General features: G+C 73.2%; 17 protein-coding genes. 6 read left to right on the plus strand and 11 right to left on the minus strand.

The window, feature by feature from the left end; genetic code table 11:
- Nucleotides 1-414 precede the first annotated feature (414 nt).
- Together KPL57_RS45480 and KPL57_RS45485 are read right to left on the minus strand one after the other, a co-directional pair.
- Nucleotides 415-984 (minus strand): hypothetical protein, encoded by a 570-nt coding sequence (locus tag KPL57_RS45480; protein WP_226356540.1) that lies wholly within the window; start codon nucleotides 982-984, stop codon nucleotides 415-417.
- Nucleotides 985-1,029: 45 nt separating this feature from the next.
- A complete protein-coding gene (locus tag KPL57_RS45485) occupies nucleotides 1,030-1,416 on the minus strand; it encodes a hypothetical protein (RefSeq protein WP_226356541.1) in 387 nt (128 codons plus the stop codon).
- 477 nt (nucleotides 1,417-1,893) lie between these two features.
- On the opposite strand from KPL57_RS45485, the gene KPL57_RS45490 reads away from it, so the two are divergent.
- Nucleotides 1,894-2,289, plus strand: a complete 396-nt coding sequence (locus tag KPL57_RS45490) for a winged helix-turn-helix transcriptional regulator (RefSeq protein WP_374203852.1) — start codon at nucleotides 1,894-1,896, stop codon at nucleotides 2,287-2,289.
- Nucleotides 2,290-2,293: 4 nt separating this feature from the next.
- Here the strand turns inward: KPL57_RS45490 and KPL57_RS45495 are convergent, their stop codons facing one another.
- The 7 genes from KPL57_RS45495 to KPL57_RS45525 all read right to left on the minus strand — a co-directional run bounded on the left by KPL57_RS45495 (nucleotide 2,294) and on the right by KPL57_RS45525 (nucleotide 10,199).
- A complete protein-coding gene (locus KPL57_RS45495) occupies nucleotides 2,294-3,199 on the minus strand; it encodes a shikimate dehydrogenase (RefSeq protein WP_226356542.1) in 906 nt (301 codons plus the stop codon).
- Nucleotides 3,196-4,170 carry an MsnO8 family LLM class oxidoreductase gene (locus KPL57_RS45500; protein WP_226356543.1) on the minus strand — a complete coding sequence of 325 codons (975 nt, stop codon included), beginning with the start codon at nucleotides 4,168-4,170 and terminating at the stop codon, nucleotides 3,196-3,198. Before KPL57_RS45500 ends, KPL57_RS45495 begins: the two co-directional genes overlap by 4 nt.
- Entirely contained in the window at nucleotides 4,167-5,060 is an 894-nt protein-coding gene (locus KPL57_RS45505) for a hypothetical protein (protein ID WP_226356544.1), read from the minus strand. The genes KPL57_RS45500 and KPL57_RS45505 overlap by 4 nt, the downstream gene beginning before the upstream one ends.
- Nucleotides 5,061-5,071: 11 nt before the next feature.
- Nucleotides 5,072-6,685, minus strand: a complete 1,614-nt coding sequence (locus KPL57_RS45510; RefSeq protein ID WP_226356545.1) for an ABC transporter ATP-binding protein — start codon at nucleotides 6,683-6,685, stop codon at nucleotides 5,072-5,074.
- Entirely contained in the window at nucleotides 6,682-7,542 is an 861-nt protein-coding gene (locus KPL57_RS45515; protein ID WP_226356546.1) for an ABC transporter permease, read from the minus strand. The genes KPL57_RS45510 and KPL57_RS45515 overlap by 4 nt, the downstream gene beginning before the upstream one ends.
- On the minus strand, nucleotides 7,539-8,507 hold the full coding sequence (locus KPL57_RS45520; protein WP_226356547.1) for an ABC transporter permease: 969 nt from the start codon (nucleotides 8,505-8,507) through the stop codon (nucleotides 7,539-7,541). Before KPL57_RS45520 ends, KPL57_RS45515 begins: the two co-directional genes overlap by 4 nt.
- Nucleotides 8,508-8,576: 69 nt before the next feature.
- Nucleotides 8,577-10,199 (minus strand): ABC transporter substrate-binding protein, encoded by a 1,623-nt coding sequence (locus KPL57_RS45525; protein WP_226356548.1) that lies wholly within the window; start codon nucleotides 10,197-10,199, stop codon nucleotides 8,577-8,579.
- Between the two features lie 389 nt (nucleotides 10,200-10,588).
- Here KPL57_RS45525 and KPL57_RS45530 point away from each other — a divergent pair, with 389 nt between their 5' ends.
- Complete coding sequence (locus tag KPL57_RS45530) at nucleotides 10,589-13,243, plus strand: BTAD domain-containing putative transcriptional regulator (RefSeq protein WP_226356549.1); 2,655 nt, start codon at nucleotides 10,589-10,591, stop codon at nucleotides 13,241-13,243.
- Between the two features lie 161 nt (nucleotides 13,244-13,404).
- The gene (locus tag KPL57_RS70770) at nucleotides 13,405-16,083 is read left to right on the plus strand and encodes a LuxR C-terminal-related transcriptional regulator (protein ID WP_226356550.1); all 2,679 of its coding nucleotides are present in this window, start codon (nucleotides 13,405-13,407) and stop codon (nucleotides 16,081-16,083) included.
- Here KPL57_RS70770 and KPL57_RS45540 read toward each other — a convergent pair.
- On the minus strand, nucleotides 16,067-17,134 hold the full coding sequence (locus KPL57_RS45540) for a 3-dehydroquinate synthase (protein WP_226356551.1): 1,068 nt from the start codon (nucleotides 17,132-17,134) through the stop codon (nucleotides 16,067-16,069). The two genes, KPL57_RS70770 and KPL57_RS45540, sit on opposite strands and share 17 nt — an antisense overlap.
- A complete protein-coding gene (locus KPL57_RS45545) occupies nucleotides 17,131-17,589 on the minus strand; it encodes a type II 3-dehydroquinate dehydratase (RefSeq protein WP_226356552.1) in 459 nt (152 codons plus the stop codon). Before KPL57_RS45545 ends, KPL57_RS45540 begins: the two co-directional genes overlap by 4 nt.
- 210 nt (nucleotides 17,590-17,799) lie before the next feature.
- On the opposite strand from KPL57_RS45545, the gene KPL57_RS45550 reads away from it, so the two are divergent.
- The 3 genes from KPL57_RS45550 to KPL57_RS45560 are packed head-to-tail and all read left to right on the plus strand — an operon-like array spanning nucleotide 17,800 to nucleotide 20,743.
- Entirely contained in the window at nucleotides 17,800-18,966 is a 1,167-nt protein-coding gene (locus tag KPL57_RS45550; protein ID WP_226356553.1) for a DegT/DnrJ/EryC1/StrS family aminotransferase, read from the plus strand.
- Nucleotides 18,963-20,060, plus strand: coding sequence for a Gfo/Idh/MocA family protein (locus KPL57_RS45555; RefSeq protein ID WP_226356554.1), 1,098 nt, complete (start codon nucleotides 18,963-18,965; stop codon nucleotides 20,058-20,060). Before KPL57_RS45550 ends, KPL57_RS45555 begins: the two co-directional genes overlap by 4 nt.
- Entirely contained in the window at nucleotides 20,057-20,743 is a 687-nt protein-coding gene (locus KPL57_RS45560; RefSeq protein WP_226356555.1) for an HAD-IA family hydrolase, read from the plus strand. The genes KPL57_RS45555 and KPL57_RS45560 overlap by 4 nt, the downstream gene beginning before the upstream one ends.
- The last annotated feature ends 49 nt before the right edge of the window (nucleotides 20,744-20,792 follow it).

Consider the following 20,792-nt stretch of genomic DNA (forward strand, 5'->3'; position numbering starts at 1 on the left):
TTCGCATCACCGTCGTGGCGACGCCGCTTGACTCGATGCTTCGTTAGCGAACTGGCTGAATCTAGGGATGGCGGAGTTTCGTTTAATACGATTTATCTCATCGTCCGGTGCGACGGAAAGCCACAAGGGCAAGCGGTGCGAGTAGCATGATGGCTCCAGTTGAACAAATTGGAGCATGGGTCTGTCGATGAGCGAGCGACGACGGTGACCCGAACATGTACGGTGGAATGACGTTGTCGTCCGCGGGGCGGGTAGCGGCGCTGGCGTGGGCGGAGCGGGAGGGGACCGGCGAGGCTGGCATGTGACCCCGCTCGGTCGGGTGAAGCACCGGCTCGAATCGAGCTTGTGTTCGATCGCCACTTTGGGGGCGGCCCAGTCGCCGACGGGGGGAAGCACCGGCGGCCTAGTCTCCTTCTACGCGTCGGGGCTGCGCAGGGGGACTGGTCCAATCATCGTCGTCGTGCTGGCGGCCGCGACAACAGTGCCGAAGGTGTCGGCACTGAGCTCCTCCGTCGATGCCTCCAACAGGTGCGGCTGTGCGAAGACCACCATGGAGTCGAGGGCATCCTCAACGGTGAGGTCTCGGCGCTCCGCCCACGCCCGCCCGACTTCGCGGTGCTGCGGGTTCGGGAGGTTCTTCGCCTCGGGCGGGCTGAAGTCGTCCACCATGAGCACCTGAACGATGCGCATGCCCTCGTGGAACGTCTGCATGAACGAGTAGTCGTGCGGGATGGGGCAGATGACCAGGCCCTTCCCTTCGTCGAGACGCACCGCATCCGACTTCTCACCCTGCGCAGGCACGATGGCAATGCGCAGGCCCTCCGCGGTTTCGAGACGACGCGGCTGGATCTTGATGGTGGTGCCGACCCAGTGCTCGCGCTCGGGCGACCCGAGGAAGAGATCGGCCTTCCAGAGGCCCTGGATGCTCCGGGGGAGGGCGGGGTGCGTGCTCTTGCGTCGGAACGCTGCTGCCAGGTTGTTCATATGCCGGGCGAGCTTGATCGGCTGTCCGCGCTTGCCGGACAGGACTCAGCTCTCGGCGGTGATGAGATCGCGCTTCGTGTCGATGATCTGCTTGGCGCCGTCTTTCTCGATAGCGAAGAGGATCGATGCCGGGGCGCCCTGTCGAATGCGGCACAGCGCGAGGGCGTCGGTGACGCGCTCCGTGACTACCGGCTCATGCGTGGCGACCGCCTCGTGGATGGCGTACTCGAACGCCACTCCGAGATCGCCATCGTTGGCCTTCCGGACGCGACCGAGGTGCTTCAGCTTGATGCCCTTGGGGCCGCCATGCGGTTCGAGCTGTTCCGCGGACACCGAGTGGAGGAGTCCGGCAACGATCGGGCGTGTGACGGCGATGAGGGCCGATACGTCGTCCGCGACCGGATTGGCCTGCCGTTCCTGGCGTAGTTGCATGTGTCCCCTGGACGTCGTCGCGACCTTATCGAGTGGTCTGGTGCGGTATGACCGTTGACCGCCCGGTGGCCGGTGAGGGTAGTCGGGTGGCCAGGTGTAGCAACCGCTCGCCCATTTGGATGCACCCGCTGGGAGAACGCCGCGCCTACCGGTGTACGGCTTGAACTCTCGGCAGGCCGGTCTGATGAGCGAGAGCAGCAGCATGCACGCCGATCCCAGGACGTGACCCGGGTTCCTGCACTTCTGCAGGTGGCGCGATCTCGTGGAGGGGGACGTGGACGATCAGTTTGCGCTGTCCCGGATTCCGAACCGTCCGACCATGCGTGCGTCGGCGCTGTTGTCAGCTCCAGCAGGGCATTCGGACCCTGTGAGGTGGTAGGTGACGACGTCGTCGTGATCGCCATGATTGCCTCGTTCTGCTGTGGATCCGCCGCTTGGTTACGTACGATTACAGAGGTGTCGAGTAGTGACCACGAGGTGGCGGCCGACCAGAGCGGTCGCACCGGGCCAGCCGGCGGGCATGACGCCGTCCGCCATGTGTGCCCGTTGAACGAGGTCCTGGACCGGGTCAGCGGGAAGTGGGCGATCGGCGTCCTCACGCTCATCGGCGCGGAGGAGGTCGCGCGCTTCACCGAGCTCGAGCGCGGCATCCCGGGCATCAGCAGACGGATGCTGACCTTGACGTTGCGGAACCTCGAGCGGGACGGGTTGCTGACCCGCACGGTGTACGCGACGGTGCCGCCCAGGACGGAGTATCGGTTGACCGAGGCGGCTCGGGAGCTCGCGCAGACCCTGTCGCTGCTCACCGACTGGGCCAAGCGGCACCAGACGCACATCCAGGTGTCCCGCCTCGACTACGACGGGGCCCACTGACCTCTCACGGGTGAGTCGCCTCGAACCGCCTCAGCATGCGGTCGGCGTCGGCCCGTCGGCCGGTGAGGACCTCGAACCCGTCCGCCGCCTGCAGCACGACCATCGGCCCACCCCCCAGCACGCGGCAGCCTGCCCGCTCGGCCCCGATCAGCAGGGCGGTGCGGCGTGGCCGGTAGACGATGTCACTGACCCACAGACCTGGGTGGAGCGCAGACGTGGGCACCGGATGTCCCTCGTGGCCGGTCATGCCGACCGGCGAGGCGTTCACGATCCCGGTGACGTCGGTGAGCAGAGCGGGCAGGTCGTCGGGCCGACCCGTGCGTACGGTCCGGTCCCGGTGTCGTCGTCGGAGCGTCGCTGCGAGCGCCGACGCCCGGTCGTGGTCGATGTCGACCACCCAGAGGTGTGCGACGCCGATCGAGAGCAGCGCGTGGGCGACCGCCGAGCCCGCCCCACCGGCACCGACCAGCACGACGGAACGCAGGTCGTCGTCGGTCAGTCCCCCTGGCAGACAGGTACGGAGGCTCCGCGCGTACCCGGACCAGTCCGTGTTGTGACCGATCGCGTGTCCCTGGTCGAAGACGACGGTGTTGACCGCGCCGATGGCGGCCGCGTCGGGGGTGATCGCGTCGAGGAGGGGGATGATCGTCTGCTTGGCCGGGTGGGTGACGGTCACCCCCTGCCAGCCCGCGGCCCGGACCTCCCGCAGGACACCGCCCAGGACCTCGACACCGTGACCGAGTTCGTCGAGATCGAGGAGGGCGAACGCCGCCCGGATGCCGTGGGCGGCGGCCTCGGTCTCGTGCAGCAGGGGTGAGGCGGACGTCGTGATGCCGGACCCGATCAGTCCGGCCCGGTAGGTGGTCGATGGGCTCCCCAGGAGCTCGGGGTCGAGCACGGTCGTGGTCATCGCGACGGACCGGCCACGGCGGAGCGGATGCGGTCGCCCTCGCCGAGCGCGGCGACGATGCGGCCGAGACTGCCCAGCTTGTCCTCGCCGTCGGTCAGGTTGGAGGTCAGCATGAGCTCGTCCGCCCCGGTGGTCTCGGCCAGTGCGTGCAGGCGTCGTCGCACCGTCGCCGGCGAACCGACGGCCTGCTCGTCGAGCAGCCGGGCGGCGTCGTCGAGCTGGTCGGAGGTCCAGGGCAGGGCGGCCGCCACGTCGGGAGCGGGGAACGGGCTCCGAGGGCCGAGCCCCGCGACACCGAGCGCGGGTGCGAGCGCAGGGGCGACGAGCCACCGGGCGTGGGCGTCGTCCTCGCCGCAGACGGTGTGGACGGTGAGCATGGCGTGCGGGACGGAGCGGGTGGGCCCCGGACGGAAGTTGCTCCGGTAGGTCTCCAGCGCCCGGACGGCGTCGGTGGGGCCGAAGAAGTGGTGTGCGAAGGCGTACGGGAGACCCCGCTCGGCGGCGACGAGTGCGCTGGCGACGCTCGAGCCCACGAGCCAGACCTCGGCGGGGGCGCTCGCGTGCGGCAGGGCCGATCCGAGCGGGTCGGTCAGATGGCCGCCGAGCTGGTCGAGCTGCGCGTCGAGGGAGACCGTGGTGCCGCCGCCCCGCCCGACACCGAGATCGATCCTGCCGGGGTACAGGGCTGCGAGGACCCCGAACGCCTCGGCGACGGCCCGTGGCTGCCGCCCGGAGAGCAGGACGGCTCCGGAACCGATGCGCAGGGTGCGGGTCCGTGCGGCGATGGCGGCGATGAGTACCTCGGGGGTGGAGCTCGCGATGCCGGGCATGCCGTGGTGCTCGGCGACCCAGAACCGGGTGAAGCCGAGCCGGTCGGCGCGGCGGGCGAGGTCGACGGCGGTGGCGAGTGCCCGTTCCGGGGACTGCCCCTCACCGACCGGGGCGAGGTCGAGCAGGGACAGAGGAATCATCGGGGGCCTCCGGAGCGGACGCCCGCCGGGCCGGGGAGGGCGCCGACGGCGACCGTGAGTTCGGAGACCTGGACGGCCTGGGCGCGGACCTCGGCGTCGGTGACACCGCGACGGCGGTCGTGCAGGCGCTGGGCCTGCTCGACGGCCTGGTCGGCCCGTCGTATCGCGGCGGCGGTGGCGGCGGTCGTGCCGTAGGTCGTGCGGGCGGCGAGGGCGATGTCGAGCAGGACGAGGTCGAGGGTGGGGGCCAGCAGCCCGTTGTAGGGGCGGGGCTCGAACCGCTTGTCCACGTGTCCCAGGGCACCGGTCCAGGGGATGTCCGCGTCGCTGACCTCGATGCGGGCGCCATCGTGACCCGGGACGCTGATCCCCGGGTGGGAGGTGTAGGCGAGAGCGCTGATCGGTGTCGCCACGTCGGAGCGGGCGCCCTGCAGAATGGTGATCGTCGAGACGTCGGCGCCCACGGCGGGTGCGATGCGGCCGTCGAAGAGCATGGCCTCGCCGTCGTCGACGACGGTGAGCTCCGCGGCGCAGGGGTCGGACGCGCCGCAGTAGAACCACCTGCTCCGGGTGGAGACCTCACCGATGTGGTCGATCTTCTCGTCGGTGCCGATGAACTCGGCGATCCAGTACCAGACGTAGTGGCGTCCGAGCAGCTCGGCGATGGTGGGGTCGACGCGGGCGATCTCACGGACGACCCGGTGCGCGACGCGCCACGGTTGCTCCGCGCCGCCGTGGCGGGCGGGACCGAGCAGGGTGGTCAGGCCGTTGTCGGCGAGTGCGGCCACGGCGTGCCGGCGACGAGCGGCTCCGTCGGTGTCGGGCAGGTCCTCGGCGAAGGAGCGAGCGACCTTCTCCCACCAGGCGGCATCATCGGCTGTGTCGGGCACGGGTGCACTCCTCAGGGGTGGGACGGCGTCGTCACCGGCCGGTGGCGACGGGGATCGGGGACCGCATCGAGCAACGCCCTGGTGTAGGCGTCCTGCGGGTCGGACAGGACCGTGGCGGCAGGCCCGTGCTCGACGAGACGGCCGGTGCGCATGACGGCGACGTCGTGGGCGATCTCGCGCGCGACGGCGAGATCGTGGGTGATGAACAGGTAGCCGATGCCCCGGTCACGCTGCAGCCCGGAGAGCAGATCGAGGATGCGTGCCTGGACGGACACGTCGAGTGCCGAGACCGGTTCGTCGAGGACGACGAGCTCGGGGTCGAGGGCGAGGGCCCGCGCGACGGCCACCCGCTGGCGCTGACCGCCGGAGAGCTCCGCAGCCCGCCGGTGGAGGGCGTCGGCGGGGAGGTGCACGACGTCGGCGAGCTCGGCCGCACGTCGTCGACGATCGGCGGAGCTGCCGATGCGGTGCGCGTGCAACGGGTCCGCGATGATCGCCTCGACGGTCAGGCGCGGGTTCAGCGCCGTGAACGGGTTCTGCTGCACGAGCTGGACCCGGCGGCGCAGCGCGCGCAGCTCGGGCCCACGGGTGGTGGTGACGTCGAGACCGTCGAGGGTGATCCGGCCGGTGTCGGCGTCGACCAGACGCAGCACCAGCCGTCCGACGGTCGTCTTCCCGGAACCGGACTCGCCGACCAGCGCAAGGGTGCGCCCGCGGGAGACGGTGAGGTCCAGCGCCTCGACCGCGGGTCGCTCGGCCGCCCGGCCGGTGCGGGACGGGTAGGTCTTGCCGACCCCGTCGAGCACCAGGAGCGGCGGCTCGTCGGCGTCGCGACCGACACGCTCGCTCACGCCGTCGCGCCGCGGTGCGGCGGCGGCCAGCTCGCGGGTGTAGGGGTGGCGCGGAGCGTCGAACACCTGGGCGGGATGGCCGGACTCGACGAGCTCTCCGGCCCGCATCACCAGCACCCGGTCCGCGCGCTCGGCGGCGACCGCGAGGTCGTGGGTGACGAGCAGCAGGCTGGTGCCGCTCTGCGCAGTCAGGGCCGCGAGATGGTCGAGGATCTGCTTCTGGACCGTCACGTCCAGCGCGCTGGTGGGCTCGTCGGCCACGATCAGCGCCGGGCCCCCGGCCAGCGCGGCCGCGATGAGGACCCGCTGGCGCATCCCCCCGGACAGCTCGTGCGGGTACCGGTGCGCGACCCGGTCCGGATCGAGTCCGGCACGGGCGAGCCCCTCCCGGGCGAGGGCCGCGGCTGCGCGCCCCGTGGCGAGACCGTGGATCTCCAGGACCTCGGCGACCTGCCGTCCGACCCGCATGACGGGATCGAGCGACGCGCCGGGGTCCTGGGGGACGAGGGCCACGGTGCGGCCCCGCAGCCGGCGCAGCTCACGGTCGTCCGACGCGGCGAGGTCGGTGCCGCGAACCACGACCCGTCCGGCGGTGACCGCCGCCCCCGGGGGCAGCAGTCCGAGCGCGGCGTGGGCCAGGGTGGACTTGCCCGAGCCGGACTCGCCCACGAGCGCGACCGTCTCACCCGGGTCGACGTGGAAGGACACGCCGCGCACGGCCTCGACGGACCCGTAGCGGACCGCGAGACCCTCGACCGTCAGCACCGGGTTCATCGCGGTCTCCGTCCGACGAGCAGCGACAGCCGGTTCGCGGCCAGCACGGTGGCCACGATCGCCAGGCCGGGAAAGGTGGTGAGCCACCACGCCGTGCGGAGGGAGTCGCGACCGGCGGCGACCATGGCCCCCCACTCCGGGGCGGGGGGCTGGGCGCCGTAACCGAGGAAGCCGAGCGCGGACACGGACAGGATGGCGGCGGCGAGCTCGAGGGCGGCGAGGGCGAGCAGTGGGGTGACGGCGTTGGGGAGGACGTGGCGCAGGGTGAGCCGCAGCGGCCGGTTCCCGCTGACCTGCGCGGCCTCGATGTAGGGGGAGGTCCGTACCTTGAGGACCTCCGACCGCAGGACCCGGGCGATGCCCGCGATGCTGCCGAGCGAGACGGCGAACGCGACCGCGGCGGTACCCACGCCGAGCACGGTGATCAGCGCGAGCGACAGCAGGATCCCCGGCACGGCGAACAGGACGTCCACCACCCGCATGACGACGATGTCGACGGCCCCGCCCGCCAGCCCGGCCAGCAGCCCCAGCGCGGAGCCGAACAGCACGCCCATCGCCACCGCGAGCACCGCCGTGCGCATCGTGAGCCCGGTGCCGTGCACCACGCGGGTGTAGAGGTCCCGCCCCACCGCGTCGGTGCCCAGCCAGTGCTCGGCCGAGGGAGGTTCCAGCTTCAGCGCCGGCACTCCGGCGAGTGGGTCCTCCGCAGCGAGCAGGTGCGGGACGAACACCGCGACCGCGACCGCGAGCAGCCATCCGCAGGCGAGGACCAGGCCCATCGGCGGCCGGCGACGACGGCGTCCCCCGGCCGGTCGCTGCGGTGCCGTGACGGGGGGATCCTCGAGGGCGAGCGTCATGCCGCACCTCCCGGCACCGAACGGGCCGGCCGTCGGCCGGCGACCCGGATCCGGGGGTCGAGGACCGGGTAGAGCAGGTCGACCACCAACCCGGTCAGCACGAACACGATCGCGGCGAGGACGACGACGCCCTGCACCACCGCCACGTCCTGCTGCTCGACGGCCTGTGCCACGACCCGGCCCAGACCGGGCCGGGAGAACACGGTCTCCACGACCACCGCCCCCGACAGCAGCCCGCCGACGATCAGCCCGGTCATGGTCACGGTCGGCAGAGCGGCGTTGCGCAGGGCGTGCCGCAGCAGGACCCGGCCGGTTCCGGCGCCGCGGGCGCGGATGGTGTGGATGTAGGGCTCGGCCAGCGTGGCGTCGAGGCTGCGGGTCAGCAGCTGGGCGATCGTGGCGCCGGTCGGGACGGCCAGCGCCACCGCCGGCAGCACCAGCGAGGCGGGGCCCTGCGCACCGAACGCGGGGAACAGCGGTATGCCGAAGGCGAACCACTGGATGAGCAGCAGCCCGAACCAGAAGGCCGGAACCGCGACCCCGAGAGGCGGGAGCACGCCGAGCAGCTGGGCGAGCCACCGCCGACCCGTCCCGACGGTCACCAGCGCCAGCACGGTCCCGCCGACGACGGCGACCGTCAGCCCGGCGGCCGTCAGCTGCAGTGTCGAGAGCAGGGCCTCGCCGACCACGTCGAGCACCGGACGGTTGCTGACGACCGAGTGCCCCCAGTCCCCGACGGCCGCGGCGCCCAGGCGGGTCGCGTACTGGACGACGAGTGGACGGTCGAACCCGTACTCGTGGCGCAGACCGTCGAGCTGGGCTGGGGTGAGGAACCCGACGCCCGTGCCCGCCATCAGGGTCACCGGGTCCCCGGGCAGCACGTAGAGCACCGCGAAGGTGATGGTGTAGGCGGCCCAGACCACCAGCAGGGCCTGCCCGAGGCGGCCCAGGACGTAGCGAGTCAAACGGAGCGCTCCCAGTTCGTGACCGTCAGGGGATCACCGGCTCCCGTGCGGGCGGGAGCCGGTGATCGCTCAGGTGGGGTCCTTCCAGGCGCCGACCAGCAGGTCGGGCCGCGAGTCCGCGCCGAGCACCACGCCGTGCACACCCCTGGCGGTGGCGACGATCCCGGTGTTCTCGTAGACCGGGACCTGGTAGTACTGCTCGGCGATCCGCTTCTGCACGTCCGCGAGCACCCCGAAGCGGACGGCCTGGTCGACGGAGGCGAGCTGGCGGGTCAGCAGGCCGTCGAGGGTCGGGTCCTTCACCTTGTAGAAGTTGGTGCCGCTCGCGGAGTACACGGTGCGCAGGATGTCCGGGTCCGACGCGCCGCCGGCGATCCACGCCGCGTCGAACGCGCCGCTCTGCCAGGCGGCCAGGAAGTCCGGCGCCGCCCCACCCGAGAGCACGAGCTCGACGCCCGCGGCGCGGAGCTGCTGCTGCAGCACCTCGACCGCGCTCTGGGTCTGGCCCGACGTGTTCATGTAGATCAGCTTCAGGGACAGCCGGTTCCCGTCCTTCGCCCGGATGCCGTCCGGGCCGGCAACCCACCCGGCGGAGTCCAGGTCGCGCCCGGCCGTGGCCGCGTCGAACCCGAACCACGAGCTCTGGTCGGACCACCCGGGGGTCGCCGCGGACAGGATGCTGGTGCCCACCGCGAACTCGTCGGTCACCGCGGTGTCGCGGATCTGCCCGGCGTCCACGGCGTGGGCGATGCCCCGCCGCACGGCGAGGTCACCCGTCGCGGGCCGGGACACGTTGAAGTAGAGGCCGTTGACGTAGCCCGGCGTGGAGCGGCTCACCACGGTGCCCGCCCCTTCCAGCTCGCCCACCGCCGTCGGGTCGACACCGTTGATCACATCGACCGAGCCGGAGGTCAGGCTGCCCGACCGGACCGTCGACTCGGGCACGACCGTGAAGTCGATCGCGTCCAGGTGCGCTGCCCCGGTGGTGGCGAACCCGGCGGGTGCCCCCGCGTAGTCGGGCCGCCGCACCAGGGTGGTGGAGACGTCCTTGGTGTAGTTCTGCAGGACGAACGGACCCGAGCCGACCACGCCCTTGCCGGTCGCGCGCTCGTCGTAGGGGATCCTCGTCGTCGCCTGCGACACGATGCCGAGCATCACGCCCGCCGTGTTGGCGGGGAACGCGGCGTTCGGTGTGGAGAACCGGACCGTCACGGTGTCGGCGTCGACCGCGTCGGTGGTCCGGTAGCCGCTGAAGAAGCTTGCCGTGCCGGGACTCTTCGCCTTGTTCGCGACCAGGTCGTCGAAGGTCGCCTTGACGTCGTTCGCGGTGACCTTGCTCCCGTCGGAGAACGTGGCGTCGTCACGCAGCTCGAAGGTGAACGCCGTCGCGTCGGCGTTGCTCGACCAGCTCTTCGCCAGCCACGGTTCGAGCTTCTTGCTGTTCGGGTCGAGGTACAACAACGAGTCGAACAACTGTCGGGTGACCGTCCACGAGTCGTTGCCGGCATTGTTGCCGGACGGGTTGAACGACAGCGGATCGGTGCTCAGGGCGTAGGTGAGCCTGCCGCCACTGACCGGTTCGCCGGTCGGGGGCGTCCCGCTCGCCGCCGGGCCGGTCGAGCAGGCGCTGAGCAGAACGGCGATGGCTGCCAGGGCGGCGCCCGCGCCGAGTGTGGCGCGTCGAATGGACACGGTCGGTGGTCTCCTCGTGCGGGAAAGGGTGCCGGCGGCCCAGTCGAGAACTCGGCTCGGCGGGACGAGGGGCTGGATTTGCGCCGACGCTACGTGAGCGGACGGCGACGAAACCCCTGTCCGGGCCCCTACCGACCCCTATCGACATTGTCCGGTCACATTCCCTGGTGTTCCGCGATCCGGGATTGTCGTCGTCGGGCGGCCACGGATGGGGGACGGGCCGTTATCGTGTCCTCGCGCGCCCGGGAGCACGGCCGCGACGACGGCCGACGAGAGGACCGACGCGATGTCGACCCACGCGCGATGTGCCGGCACCGGGACCACCGGCCCGAGTGCCGTCCGTCCCGGACCGTCATCGGGTACATCGGAGTTCGCGTCGGGAGTGTCGGATGCAGTTCAACGTCCTGGGGTCGATCGAACTACGCTCCGCCGGTAGAGCGCTCGCGCTCGGTGGGGTCCACCAGCGGGCGACGCTGGGCTACCTGCTGCTGAACGCGAACCGTACGGTGGCGACGAGCCGCCTGGTCGATGCGCTGTGGGGCGAGGACCCGCCGCCGACGGCCCGCAAGATGCTGCAGAACGCGGTGTCCGGGCTGCGCCAGCGGATCGCCGAGGCCGCGAGTGGCGCGGTGGAGGTGGAGCTGGTCACCCGGGCCCCGGGGTACCTGCTGCGGGTGCCGGAGACCCGGGTCGACATGCTGCGGTTCCAGGCGCTGACCGAGTGGGGGCGGACCCGGCTGGCCGTGGGCGACTGGGCGGGGGCCGCGCAGGCACTGCGGGACGGGCTGGGCCTGTGGCGCGGTCCCGCGTTCGCCGACCTCGCCGAGACGGGCATGGACTGGCCGGAACTCGCCGCCCTGGAGAAGGCCCGGCTGGCGGCCTTCGAGGACCGTGTGGAGGCCGAACTCGCCCTCGGTCGGCACCAGGAGGTCCTGCACGAGCTCGAAGCCGCCCGTGATGCCGAGCCCGCTCGTGAGCGGCTGTGCGGCCAGCTGATGCTGGCGCTCTACCGCTCGGGTCGCCAGACCGATGCCCTCGACGTGTTCCGTCGGGCCCGCAGCGCGCTGCGGACCGAGTACGGGCTGGACCCCGGTCCCGAGCTGCAGGAGCTGGAGCGGGCGATCCTGCACCACGACGAGGTGCTCACCCCGGTTGCGGCGCCCGGGGACACTCCGGCCCCGGCCGAACCGGCCACGCCTGCTGGTGCGCCCGAGACGGGCGCCGGTCCCGGGACCGTGTACGAGCGCAAGTGGGTCAGCGTGTTGCTGGTGCGGGCGGAGCCCGTGGACCGGGACGACGACCCCGAGGCGGTGGCCGAGCGCGCGCGCGAACTGCGGGCGGTGCTGGAGGCGGAGGTGGGCATCTTCGGCGGGACCCTGCACAGTCGGCTGGGCACGACCTGGCAGGCGGTCTTCGGTCTGCGCCGCACCCACGAGGACGACGCCGAGCGGGCGATCCGGGCGGCCTGCTCGATCAGGCGCCGGCTCGACGGCAGCGCCGGACCCGTGGGACCCCGCGCGCGTGCCGGGTTCGCCGTCGCGACCGGCGAGGCGCTCGTGACCGCCCGGGCAGCGGGCGACGCGGAGGTGACCGGCGAGGTGGTCGACGGCTGCCTGCAGCAGCTCGCCGACCTGGGCCCGGGTGAGGTGCGGGTCTGTGCTGCAAGCCGGCTGGCCAGCCGGGGCGCGGTCGCCTACGCCCCGGACGGTCAGGTCCTCGGGGTACGACCGGAGCACGAGAACGCCACGTTCAGCGGACCGTTCGTCGGGCGCACCGCCGAGACGGCGATGCTGACACAGCTGGTCGAGGAGGTCGTCCGGGCCCGGCTGCCGCAGTCGGTGATGCTGTTCGGCGAGCCGGGCGTCGGGAAGAGCCGCGTGGTCCGCGAGTTCCGCACCCTGGTGGAGGGACGGGCACAGGTCGTCACGGGCCGGACACCGCGGTTCGGGTGGAACGCGCCGGTCACGCCACTCGCCGGCGTCGTGAAGGAATGCTGCGGCATCTCGGCCGCCGACGACGGCCCGACCGGGCTCCGCAAGCTCACCCGCGCCGTGCACGGCCTCGCCGACGACGCCCGCACGGCCGAGTGGATGGTGTCGGGCCTGCGCCCGCTCGTCGAGCTGTGCGAGAGCACCCGCGCCCCCGTCGAGGTCGAGCAGGTGGCGGCGGCGTGGATCCGCTTCATCGAGGAGTTCGCGCGGCGCAGGCCGCTGGTCGTCGTCCTCGAGGACCTGCAGACCGCGGACGCGGCGCTGCTCGACCTCGTCGAGGGGCTCGACCGCAGGCTCGGCCCGGTGCCGTTGCTCGTGCTGGCCACCGCGCGACCGGAGCTGGTCCGCCGGCGCCCGGGCTGGGGTGGCGGCACCACGGCCACCACGGTCCGGACCGTGGGACCGCTGTCCGACGACGAGATCCGAGAGCTGGTCGGGCTGCTGGACCGCCGCCTGCGCGAGGAGGCCGCGCCCGGAGGGACGGGCGGGTCGCCGCTGGTCTGCGGAGCCCAGCTCGTCGACCGGGTCGGCGGCAACCCCTTGTTCGCCAGCGAGTACGTCCTGATGCTGCGGTCCGACATCGGGGGCCGGGCTCCGGTGATCCCCACGCTCACGATCCCGTCCGCGGACGGCGGGGAGCCCGGTGAGCCGGGGACCGGGCGGATCCGGATCCCGCATGCCGTCCACACCATCCTGGCGGCGCGCCTGGACACGCTCCCGCAGCGGGAGAAGTCCGTGCTGCAGGACGCCGCGGTCATCGGTACCGAGGTGTGGGTCGGGCCGCTCCGCGAGATGAGCGGCGCCGACGAGCAGGAGGTCGCCGCCGTCCTCGACCGGTTGGAGCGGCACGGCCTGCTGATGCGCAGCGGACGGCGCCCCGACACCGGAGAGCTGGTGTACGCCTTCCGGCACCCCCTGCTGCGGCACGTGGTCGTGTCCCAGCTGCGTCGCCGGGACCGCCTCGAGCGGCGGACCCGGTGGGCGACGGCTCGTGGCCGCGCGTACGCAGGGGCCGAGACTCCCGTCCCGACGCGGGGTCGGCTCTCGGGGTGAACCCGGACCACGGCGGGCGATGACGGGACAGTTCCCGCCCAGTGGGTGCCCTCGGTGACGATCGGGGCGCGGGTCGGCCGATGGTGGCGAGGGCAGCGGCGTCCTGCGACGTCCGGCGTGTCACGACCCGCAACCCGGAGTGACGTGAAGGAGTCGTGGTCGTGGTCGGACGGGATGTGGTGGACCGCCGGATCGGGGAGCTGCTGGGCGGCGAGCCGTGTGGTGGATGCGCGCTCCTGGTCGAGGGGCCGGTCGGCGTCGGACGGACCGCGGTGCTGCGGGCGATCGCCGACCGTGCCGCGCAGCGCGGCCATGCCGTGCTGTCGGCGACCGGCTCGCGCGCCGAGCGGACCGTGCCGCTCGGGTTCGCCCGGCAGCTGGCCCCCCGCCGGTCACCGGACCCGGTGACGCCCGAGGACCGGGTGCTCCGGTTCGCGTCGCTGGCCGGGGACGTCGTCGAGCAGGCGGGGGGAGCCGACTCGCGGCTGATGCTCGTGCTCGACGACCTCCAGCTCGCCGACCCCGAGTCCCTGGAGTTCGTGCTGTTCCTCCTCCGGCGGATACCCGCACGCCAGGTCGTGCTGGTCGCCGCGTTGCAGACCCCGGTCCCCGCCGCGGCGGACTCCGTGGCCTTCGTCGCGGAGCTGTCCCGGACGTTGCGGGTCGAGCGCCTGCGCATCGACCGCTTCTCCCCGGACGAGGTGCGGGAGCACCTGGCCGCGCGCCTGGGCGCGGAGCGGGCGGCGGAGCTGGCCGGGCGCGCGGTCGCGCTGTCGGGCGGCAGTCCGCTGCTGCTCGACGCGCTGGTCGAGGACCACGTGCGGGGGGCCGCCCCGGCGTTGGAGGGGTACGCCCGGGCGGTCGCCGGCGGGGTCCATCGCGGTGGACCCGTGGTGACCGAGGTGGCAGCCGCGCTGGCCGTCCTCGGACACTTCTGCTCGGCCCCGGCCGACTCGGTCACGGAGATCGCGCGGGTCGCCCAGGTCGGCCGGGAGGCCGCGGAGGTGTCCCTGCAGACCCTCGCGCAGGCGGGGCTGCCCGCCGAGCCGCGGTTCCCGGACGCCGCGGTGCGCGACGCCGTGCTCGATCGCGTCGACCCGGCGCGCCGGGCCGACATGCACCTCGCGGCCGCGGGTGTGGCGCACGAGTCCGGGCGGCCCGCCACGGTGGTCGTCGACCACCTCCTGGCGGCGGACCGGTGCCGACCGGGCGCTCCGTGGGCGGTCGACGCGCTCGTCGAGGCGGCCGACCGGGCGGTGCTCGACGACGAGCCCGAACACGCGGCTCGGTGCCTGCAGGTGGCCCGGCACCACGGCGCGGCGGAGCGGACGGCGTCGCTCGCGGCCCGGCTCGCCGCGGTGCTGTGGCGGGTCCGTCCGCTCGCGGCGCTGCCCCCGCTCGACGAGGCGCTGCGCCGGGGCGTCGGCGACCACGACGCCGCGGAAGCCGTGCGGCAGCTGGCGTGGCACGGCCGCATGGCGGAGGCCACCGCGCTCCTGGCGGACCTGGCGCGGCGCGCCGAACTGGACACGCCGACGCTGTCGGCGTTGGAGACGTGGGCGCGCCACCGCGCCCCCGGGGCGATCGCGGTGCCGAGGCAGCCGTGGGCGGGCCGGGCCCGGGAGACCCGGGTGCGGCCGGAGACCGACCCGTGGCTGCAGTCCGCGGCCCTGCTCGCCGACGCCCTCGAGCACGGGACCCCCGGTCACGTCGTGACACACGCCGAGATCGTGCTGCGCGACGTGCGGCACGGCCGGGGGAGCACCTGGTCCGAGGAGGCGATGGTGCTCGCTCTCGAGGTGCTGGCCCGGGCCGGCCGGGCGGCCGACGCGCTGGCCCGCGGGGAGCAGCTGCTGGCCGAGGGGCAGCCGGTGACGGGGCAGGCGAGGACCGCGGCGGTGCTGGCCGCGATCGCCCTCGAGCAGGGCGACCTCGCCGCGGCCACGCGGTGGGCCGCCGACGCCCTGCGCGTCCTGCCCGTGGCCGCGTGGGGGATCGAGGTCGGGGCGCCGCTCGGCGTGCTGGTGGATGCACTCGTCGGGACCGGGCGGCTCGACGAGGCCGCCCGGTGGTTGGTGAGCACGGTTCCGGCGGCGATGGACGTGGGGCTCGCGGGGTTGCGCTACCGCCTCGGCCGGGCCCGGTTCCGGATGGCGACGGGGCACCCCGCGGCGGCCTTGGCGGACTTCACCGAGTGCGGGGCGATGCTCACCCGCTGGGGACGTGACGTCGCGGGCGAGTCGGTCGCATGGCGCCTCGGGACCGCGACGGCCCGGCTGCAGCTGGGAGAGTCCGCCGAGGCGCGCCGGATCGCCCACGAGCTGGTCTCGACCCGGGACCCACGGACCCGCGCGTCCGCGTTGCGGGTACTCGCCGCGGCGAGCGCGGCGGAGCGTCGGATCGGCATGCTCACCGAGGCCCTGGAGCTGTTCGAGTCGGTGGGCGACATCGTCGGGCAGGCCTTCGTCCTGTCGGACCTGAGCGAGGCCTACCGCGCGGCGGAGGAGATCCGCACCGCACGGCTGACGTCGCGGCGTGCCCTGCATCTGGCCCGGGTCGCCAGCGTCGCCCCGCTCGTGCGGGAGCTGGAGCACGTCAGCGGGGCCGACCAGAGCGACACCGACGGTCCCGGGACCGTGGCCTCCGCCCTCTCGGACTCCGAGCGGCGGGTGGCGGGTCTGGCCGTGCGGGGCTACTCGAACCGCGAGATCGGGGCGCGCCTGTTCATCACGCCCAGCACGGTCGAGCAGCATCTGACCCGGGTCTACCGCAAGCTCGGCGTGCGCCGGCGTCGCGACCTCCCGCCGGACCTGTGGGCCGAGGTCAACCGGGCGAGCTGACCGGCCCGGTCCCGGCGGGGAGCGGGGAGGACGGCATGGCCCGCAGGGCCCGGGTCACCACGTCGACCGGGACGTCCGGCACCAGCTCGGGTCCGGCGGGCCCGTCGAGCACGAACGTCAGGCCGTGCGCGACCGCCTTCTTGTCCGAGCGCATGAGGGTGACGAGTCTGTCGACGCCGACCCCGTCCGGCAGCGTGGTCGGCAGCCCGTAGTGCGCCACGACCTCCCGGTGCTCGGCGGCCCGCGCCGCGTCGATGCGGCCGAGCTCGTGTGCCAGCACCCCGGCGAACACCGTACCGACCGCGACCGCCTCGCCGTGGCGGAGCCGGAACCCGGTCGCCACCTCCAACGCATGGCCGAGGGTGTGCCCGTAGTTGAGGACGTGACGGCGCCCCGCGTCCCGCTCGTCGCTCGCGACGACGGCGGCCTTCATCGCCACGCTCGTCGCGATCTGCTCTGCCAACGGTCGCCCGCGCAGGTCGCCGGTGCCGATGAAGTGGGCCCGGGCGATCTCGCCGAGCCCGTTGGTGTGCTCGCGGGCGGGAAGCGTGCGCAGGTAGTCGGTGTCGCACAGCACCGCGGCGGGCTGCCAGTAGGCGCCGACGAGGTTCTTGCCCTCGGGCAGGTTCACCGCGGTCTTGCCACCCACGCTCGCGTCGACCTGCGCCAGCAGCGACGTGGGCAGGTGGATCACGGGGACGCCCCGGTGGTACAGCGCGGCGGCGAGCCCGACGACGTCGGTCGTGGTGCCACCGCCGCAGGACACCACCGCGCCGGCCCGCGTGAGCCCGGCCGCGGCGAACTCCCGGCACAGGGACTCCACCTGGCCGAGGGTCTTGTCGTGCTCCCCGTCGGTCAGCGTGACCTCGACCGCCGGCACTCCGGGCGGCGGCACGGCCCCGGCAGGCCGGGCCGAGACGACCACGACCCGGTCGGCGCCGAGCCCGGACACGATGCGGGGCAGGAGATGCCGGACCCCGGATCCGATGTGGACGTCGTAGGAGCGGGCACCGAGGTCCACCCGCACCCGGTGCGCGTCGTCGCGGCTCACCGTGTGCCCGCCCCCGGCTCCGGAGCAGGGACCAGGTCGAGCAGTGCCCGGGCGGCGAGCCGGTAGCCGGTCGCGCCGAGCCCGACGATCACCCCGGCCGCCAGCGCGGACAGGATCGACTCGTGGCGGAAGGTCTCCCGGGCCCAGACGTTGGACAGGTGGACCTCGACCCATGGCCGCGGGTAGGCGGCGAGGGCGTCGCGCAGGCTCCAGCCGTGGATCATCAGGGCCCCGGGGTTCACGATCGCACCCACCGTGTCGTACCTGTCCTGCACCGCGCGGACCAGCTCACCCTCACCGTCGAGCTGTACCGACTCCACGGTCCAGCCTCGGCCGGCGACCTCGGCCGCCACGTGCTCGGCGATCTGGTCCAGCGTCGTCGTCCCGTAGATCTCCGGCTGTCTCGTCCCCAGCGTTCCCAGATTGGGCCCGTTCAACAGAAATAGCGATGGCACGGTTCTCCTCGCGGATGGTGTCGTAATGCACGAACAATTCTAGGAGAATCTTCCGGGGTTGGCGGCCGAGGCGATGAAATAGGGGTTCCTAGGGGGCGTTAGGGGCGGTGACGCCCCGATTTACCAGGGTTACCCTCGAATGGTCCCGGCAGGTGTCGGGCAGTTTCCCGCGATGTCGCGCATTCCACCGTCAGAGAGAAGTGATGCGTCATGGCCGACCACCTGCAGCCCGCGCCGGAGCTCCCGGCGTGGCCTCAGTACTCCGATTCCGAACGGACCGGTCTGATCCGGGCACTGGAACAGGGGCAGTGGTGGCGGATCGGGGGCAGCGAGGTCGACTCCTTCGAGCAGGAGTTCGCGCAGTACCACGGATCCGAGCACGCGCTCGCCGTGACCAACGGCACCCACGCCCTCGAGCTCGCCCTCGAGGTCCTCGGCGTCGGGCCGGGCACCGAGGTGGTGGTCCCCGCGTTCACGTTCATCTCGTCGTCCCAGGCGGCCCAGCGGCTCGGCGCCACGGCGGTCCCGGTCGACGTGGACCCGCAGACCCTCAACATCGACCCGGACGCGGCCGCCGCCGCCATCACGCCGCGGACCCGGGCGATCATGCCCGTGCACATGGCAGGCCTGGTCGCCGACATCGACGCCCTGAACAAGATCGCCGCGGACAGCGGGGTGTCGATCGTGCAGGACGCGGCGCACGCCCACGGCGCCCGCTGGCGGGGGAAGCGGATCGGTGAGCTCGGCTCGGTGGCGGCGTTCAGCTTCCAGAACGGCAAGCTGATGACCGCGGGCGAGGGCGGAGCCGTCCTGTTCCCCGACGCCGGGCTGTACGAGGAGGGCTTCGTCCGGCACAGCTGCGGGCGACCGCGGACCGATCGCGGCTACTTCCACCGCACCTCCGGGTCCAACTTCCGGCTCAACGAGTTCTCGGCGAGCGTGCTGCGGGCCCAGCTGGAGCGGCTCGACGGCCAGATCGAGACCAGGGAGCAGCGGTGGCCGCTCCTGCGCTCACTGCTCGCCGAGATCCCGGGGGTCGTACCTCAGGCCGACGACGAGCGCGCCGACCGGAACCCGCACTACATGGCGCTGTTCCGGCTGCCGGGCATCGGCGAGGAGCGCCGCAACCTGCTCGTCGACCAGCTGGTGGCGCGCGGCCTACCGGCCTTCGTCGCGTTCCGCGCCGTCTACCGCACCGCCGCGTTCTGGGAGACCGGCGCCCCGGACGAGAGCGTGGACGACCTCGCACGCCGCTGCCCGAACTCGGAGGAGATCACCGCCGACACCGTCTGGCTGCACCACCGGACCCTGCTCGCCCCGGAGGCCGACATCGAACGGGTCGCCGCGATCGTCGCCGAGACGGTGGCGGCACTGTGAGCGCAGCCGTCCGGGTCGCCGTCGTCGGTGCCGGGTGGGCGGCGCGGTCCATCTGGTTGCCCAGGCTCGCCTCGCTCCCCGGCTACGTCGTCACCGCCCTGGTCGACGCGGATCCCCGGGCGTCGGCGGCCGCTGCGGACCTGGCCGCCGCGGCGGCCCGGTACACCGGCGCCGACCAGCTCGATCCCGCCGCGATCGACCTCGCTGTCGTGGCGGTGCCCAACCACGCCCACGCCGCCGTCGCGAGCGGTCTGCTGCGGCGCGGGATCGCCGTCTTCGTGGAGAAGCCGGTCTGCCTGGACGCTGCACAGGCCGCCGAGCTGGCCGAGGCCGAGCGGGTGGGCGGGGCGGTGCTGCTCGCCGGCAGCGCCGCCCGCTACCGGGCCGACGTCCGTGCCCTGGTGGATGCCGCGGCCACGGTGGGCGAACTGCGCCACGTCGACCTCTCGTGGGTCCGTGCGCGGGGTGTCCCGGACGCGGGCGGCTGGTTCACCGACCGTCGGACGGCAGGCGGCGGCGCGCTCCTCGACCTGGGATGGCACCTCCTCGACGCCGCGACCCCCGTACTGGGACGGCTGGAGGCCGAGCACGTCGCGGCCGCGGTGTCCGGCGACTTCGTCAACGATCCCACCCGGCGGGCGGGATGGCGCCCCGACGCCGACACCCGCGAGCGGGCCCACGGTGACGTCGAGGACACCGTGCGCGCCTTCCTCGTCACCCGGTCCGGCGTGTCCGTGTCCCTGCGCGCGAGCTGGGCCTCGCACGAGGTGCGGGACACGACGGTGCTGACCGTCGAGGGGAGCCGGGCCGTCGTGCGGCTGCGGGCGACCTTCGGCTTCAGCCCCCATCGCGAGGGCGGATCGACCCTCACCACCACACGGGCCGGGGTGACCACCGAGCTCGACCCGGTCGACGAGCCGATCGGGAGCGAGTACGACCGCCAGCTCGTCGAGCTGCCGGCGCTGCTGCGCGACCCGAGCAGCCGCGGGGTGGCCATCGCGGAGGCCGAACGGGCCGTCGCCCTGATCGACCGGATCTACACCTCGGCCCGGGCCACCGAGCCGACCACGCTGGGAACGGGGAGCCGACCATGACGGTGCACACCGAGTCGTCGCACGTCCTCACGGTCGTCGGACCGACCACCCCCGCCGACGCCGTCGTCTTCGACCTCGACGGAGTCCTGGTGGACAGCTTCGACGTGATGCGCGAAGCGTTCGGCATCGCCTACGCCGAGGTCGTCGGACCGGGAGAGGCTCCGTTCGCCGAGTACAACCGGCATCTCGGCCGGTTCTTCCCCGACATCATGCGGATCATGGCGCTCCCCCTGGAGATGGAGGAGCCCTTCGTCCGGGAGAGCTACCGCCTCGCGGACCGCGTGTCGCTGTTCCCCGGGGTCGCCGATCTGCTGGCCGAGCTGGACGCCCGGGACGTGCCGCTCGCGGTCGCGACCGGCAAGGCGGGGGTCCGTGCCCGGTCCCTGCTCGACGGGCTGGGGGTGCTCGGCAGGTTCCGCCACGTGATCGGGTCGGACGAGATCAGCCGGCCGAAGCCCGCCCCGGACATCGTGCTCCGCGCGCTCGACCTGCTCGACGTCGCGCCGGAGCGGGCCGTGATGGTCGGTGACGCCGTCACCGACCTGCGCAGCGCACGCGGGGCGCGGGTCCGCTCGGTCGCCGCGCTCTGGGGCACGACCGAGGAAGCGGCGCTGCGGGCCGAGGGGCCGGACGTGGTCGCCACGGTCCCGACCGACGTGTTGGCGCTCGTCCGAGCCGCCTGAGCCCGACACCGCAGAGACGAGCCGCCGCGGCGGCCGGAGAGAACGAGGA

Source organism: Pseudonocardia sp. ICBG601 (genome assembly GCF_020496245.1).

What these genes read in the sequence shown, in the direction of transcription:
- KPL57_RS45480 (WP_226356540.1), bottom strand. Translation starts at nt 984, where the DNA reads ATGAACAACCTGGCAGCAGCGTTCCGACGCAAGAGCACGCACCCCGCC.
- KPL57_RS45485 (WP_226356541.1), bottom strand. Translation starts at nt 1,416, where the DNA reads ATGCAACTACGCCAGGAACGGCAGGCCAATCCGGTCGCGGACGACGTA.
- KPL57_RS45495 (WP_226356542.1), bottom strand. Translation starts at nt 3,199, where the DNA reads ATGACCACGACCGTGCTCGACCCCGAGCTCCTGGGGAGCCCATCGACC.
- KPL57_RS45500 (WP_226356543.1), bottom strand. Translation starts at nt 4,170, where the DNA reads ATGATTCCTCTGTCCCTGCTCGACCTCGCCCCGGTCGGTGAGGGGCAG.
- KPL57_RS45510 (WP_226356545.1), bottom strand. Translation starts at nt 6,685, where the DNA reads ATGAACCCGGTGCTGACGGTCGAGGGTCTCGCGGTCCGCTACGGGTCC.
- KPL57_RS45515 (WP_226356546.1), bottom strand. Translation starts at nt 7,542, where the DNA reads ATGACGCTCGCCCTCGAGGATCCCCCCGTCACGGCACCGCAGCGACCG.
- KPL57_RS45530 (WP_226356549.1), top strand. Translation starts at nt 10,589, where the DNA reads ATGCAGTTCAACGTCCTGGGGTCGATCGAACTACGCTCCGCCGGTAGA.
- KPL57_RS45550 (WP_226356553.1), top strand. Translation starts at nt 17,800, where the DNA reads ATGGCCGACCACCTGCAGCCCGCGCCGGAGCTCCCGGCGTGGCCTCAG.
- KPL57_RS45560 (WP_226356555.1), top strand. Translation starts at nt 20,057, where the DNA reads ATGACGGTGCACACCGAGTCGTCGCACGTCCTCACGGTCGTCGGACCG.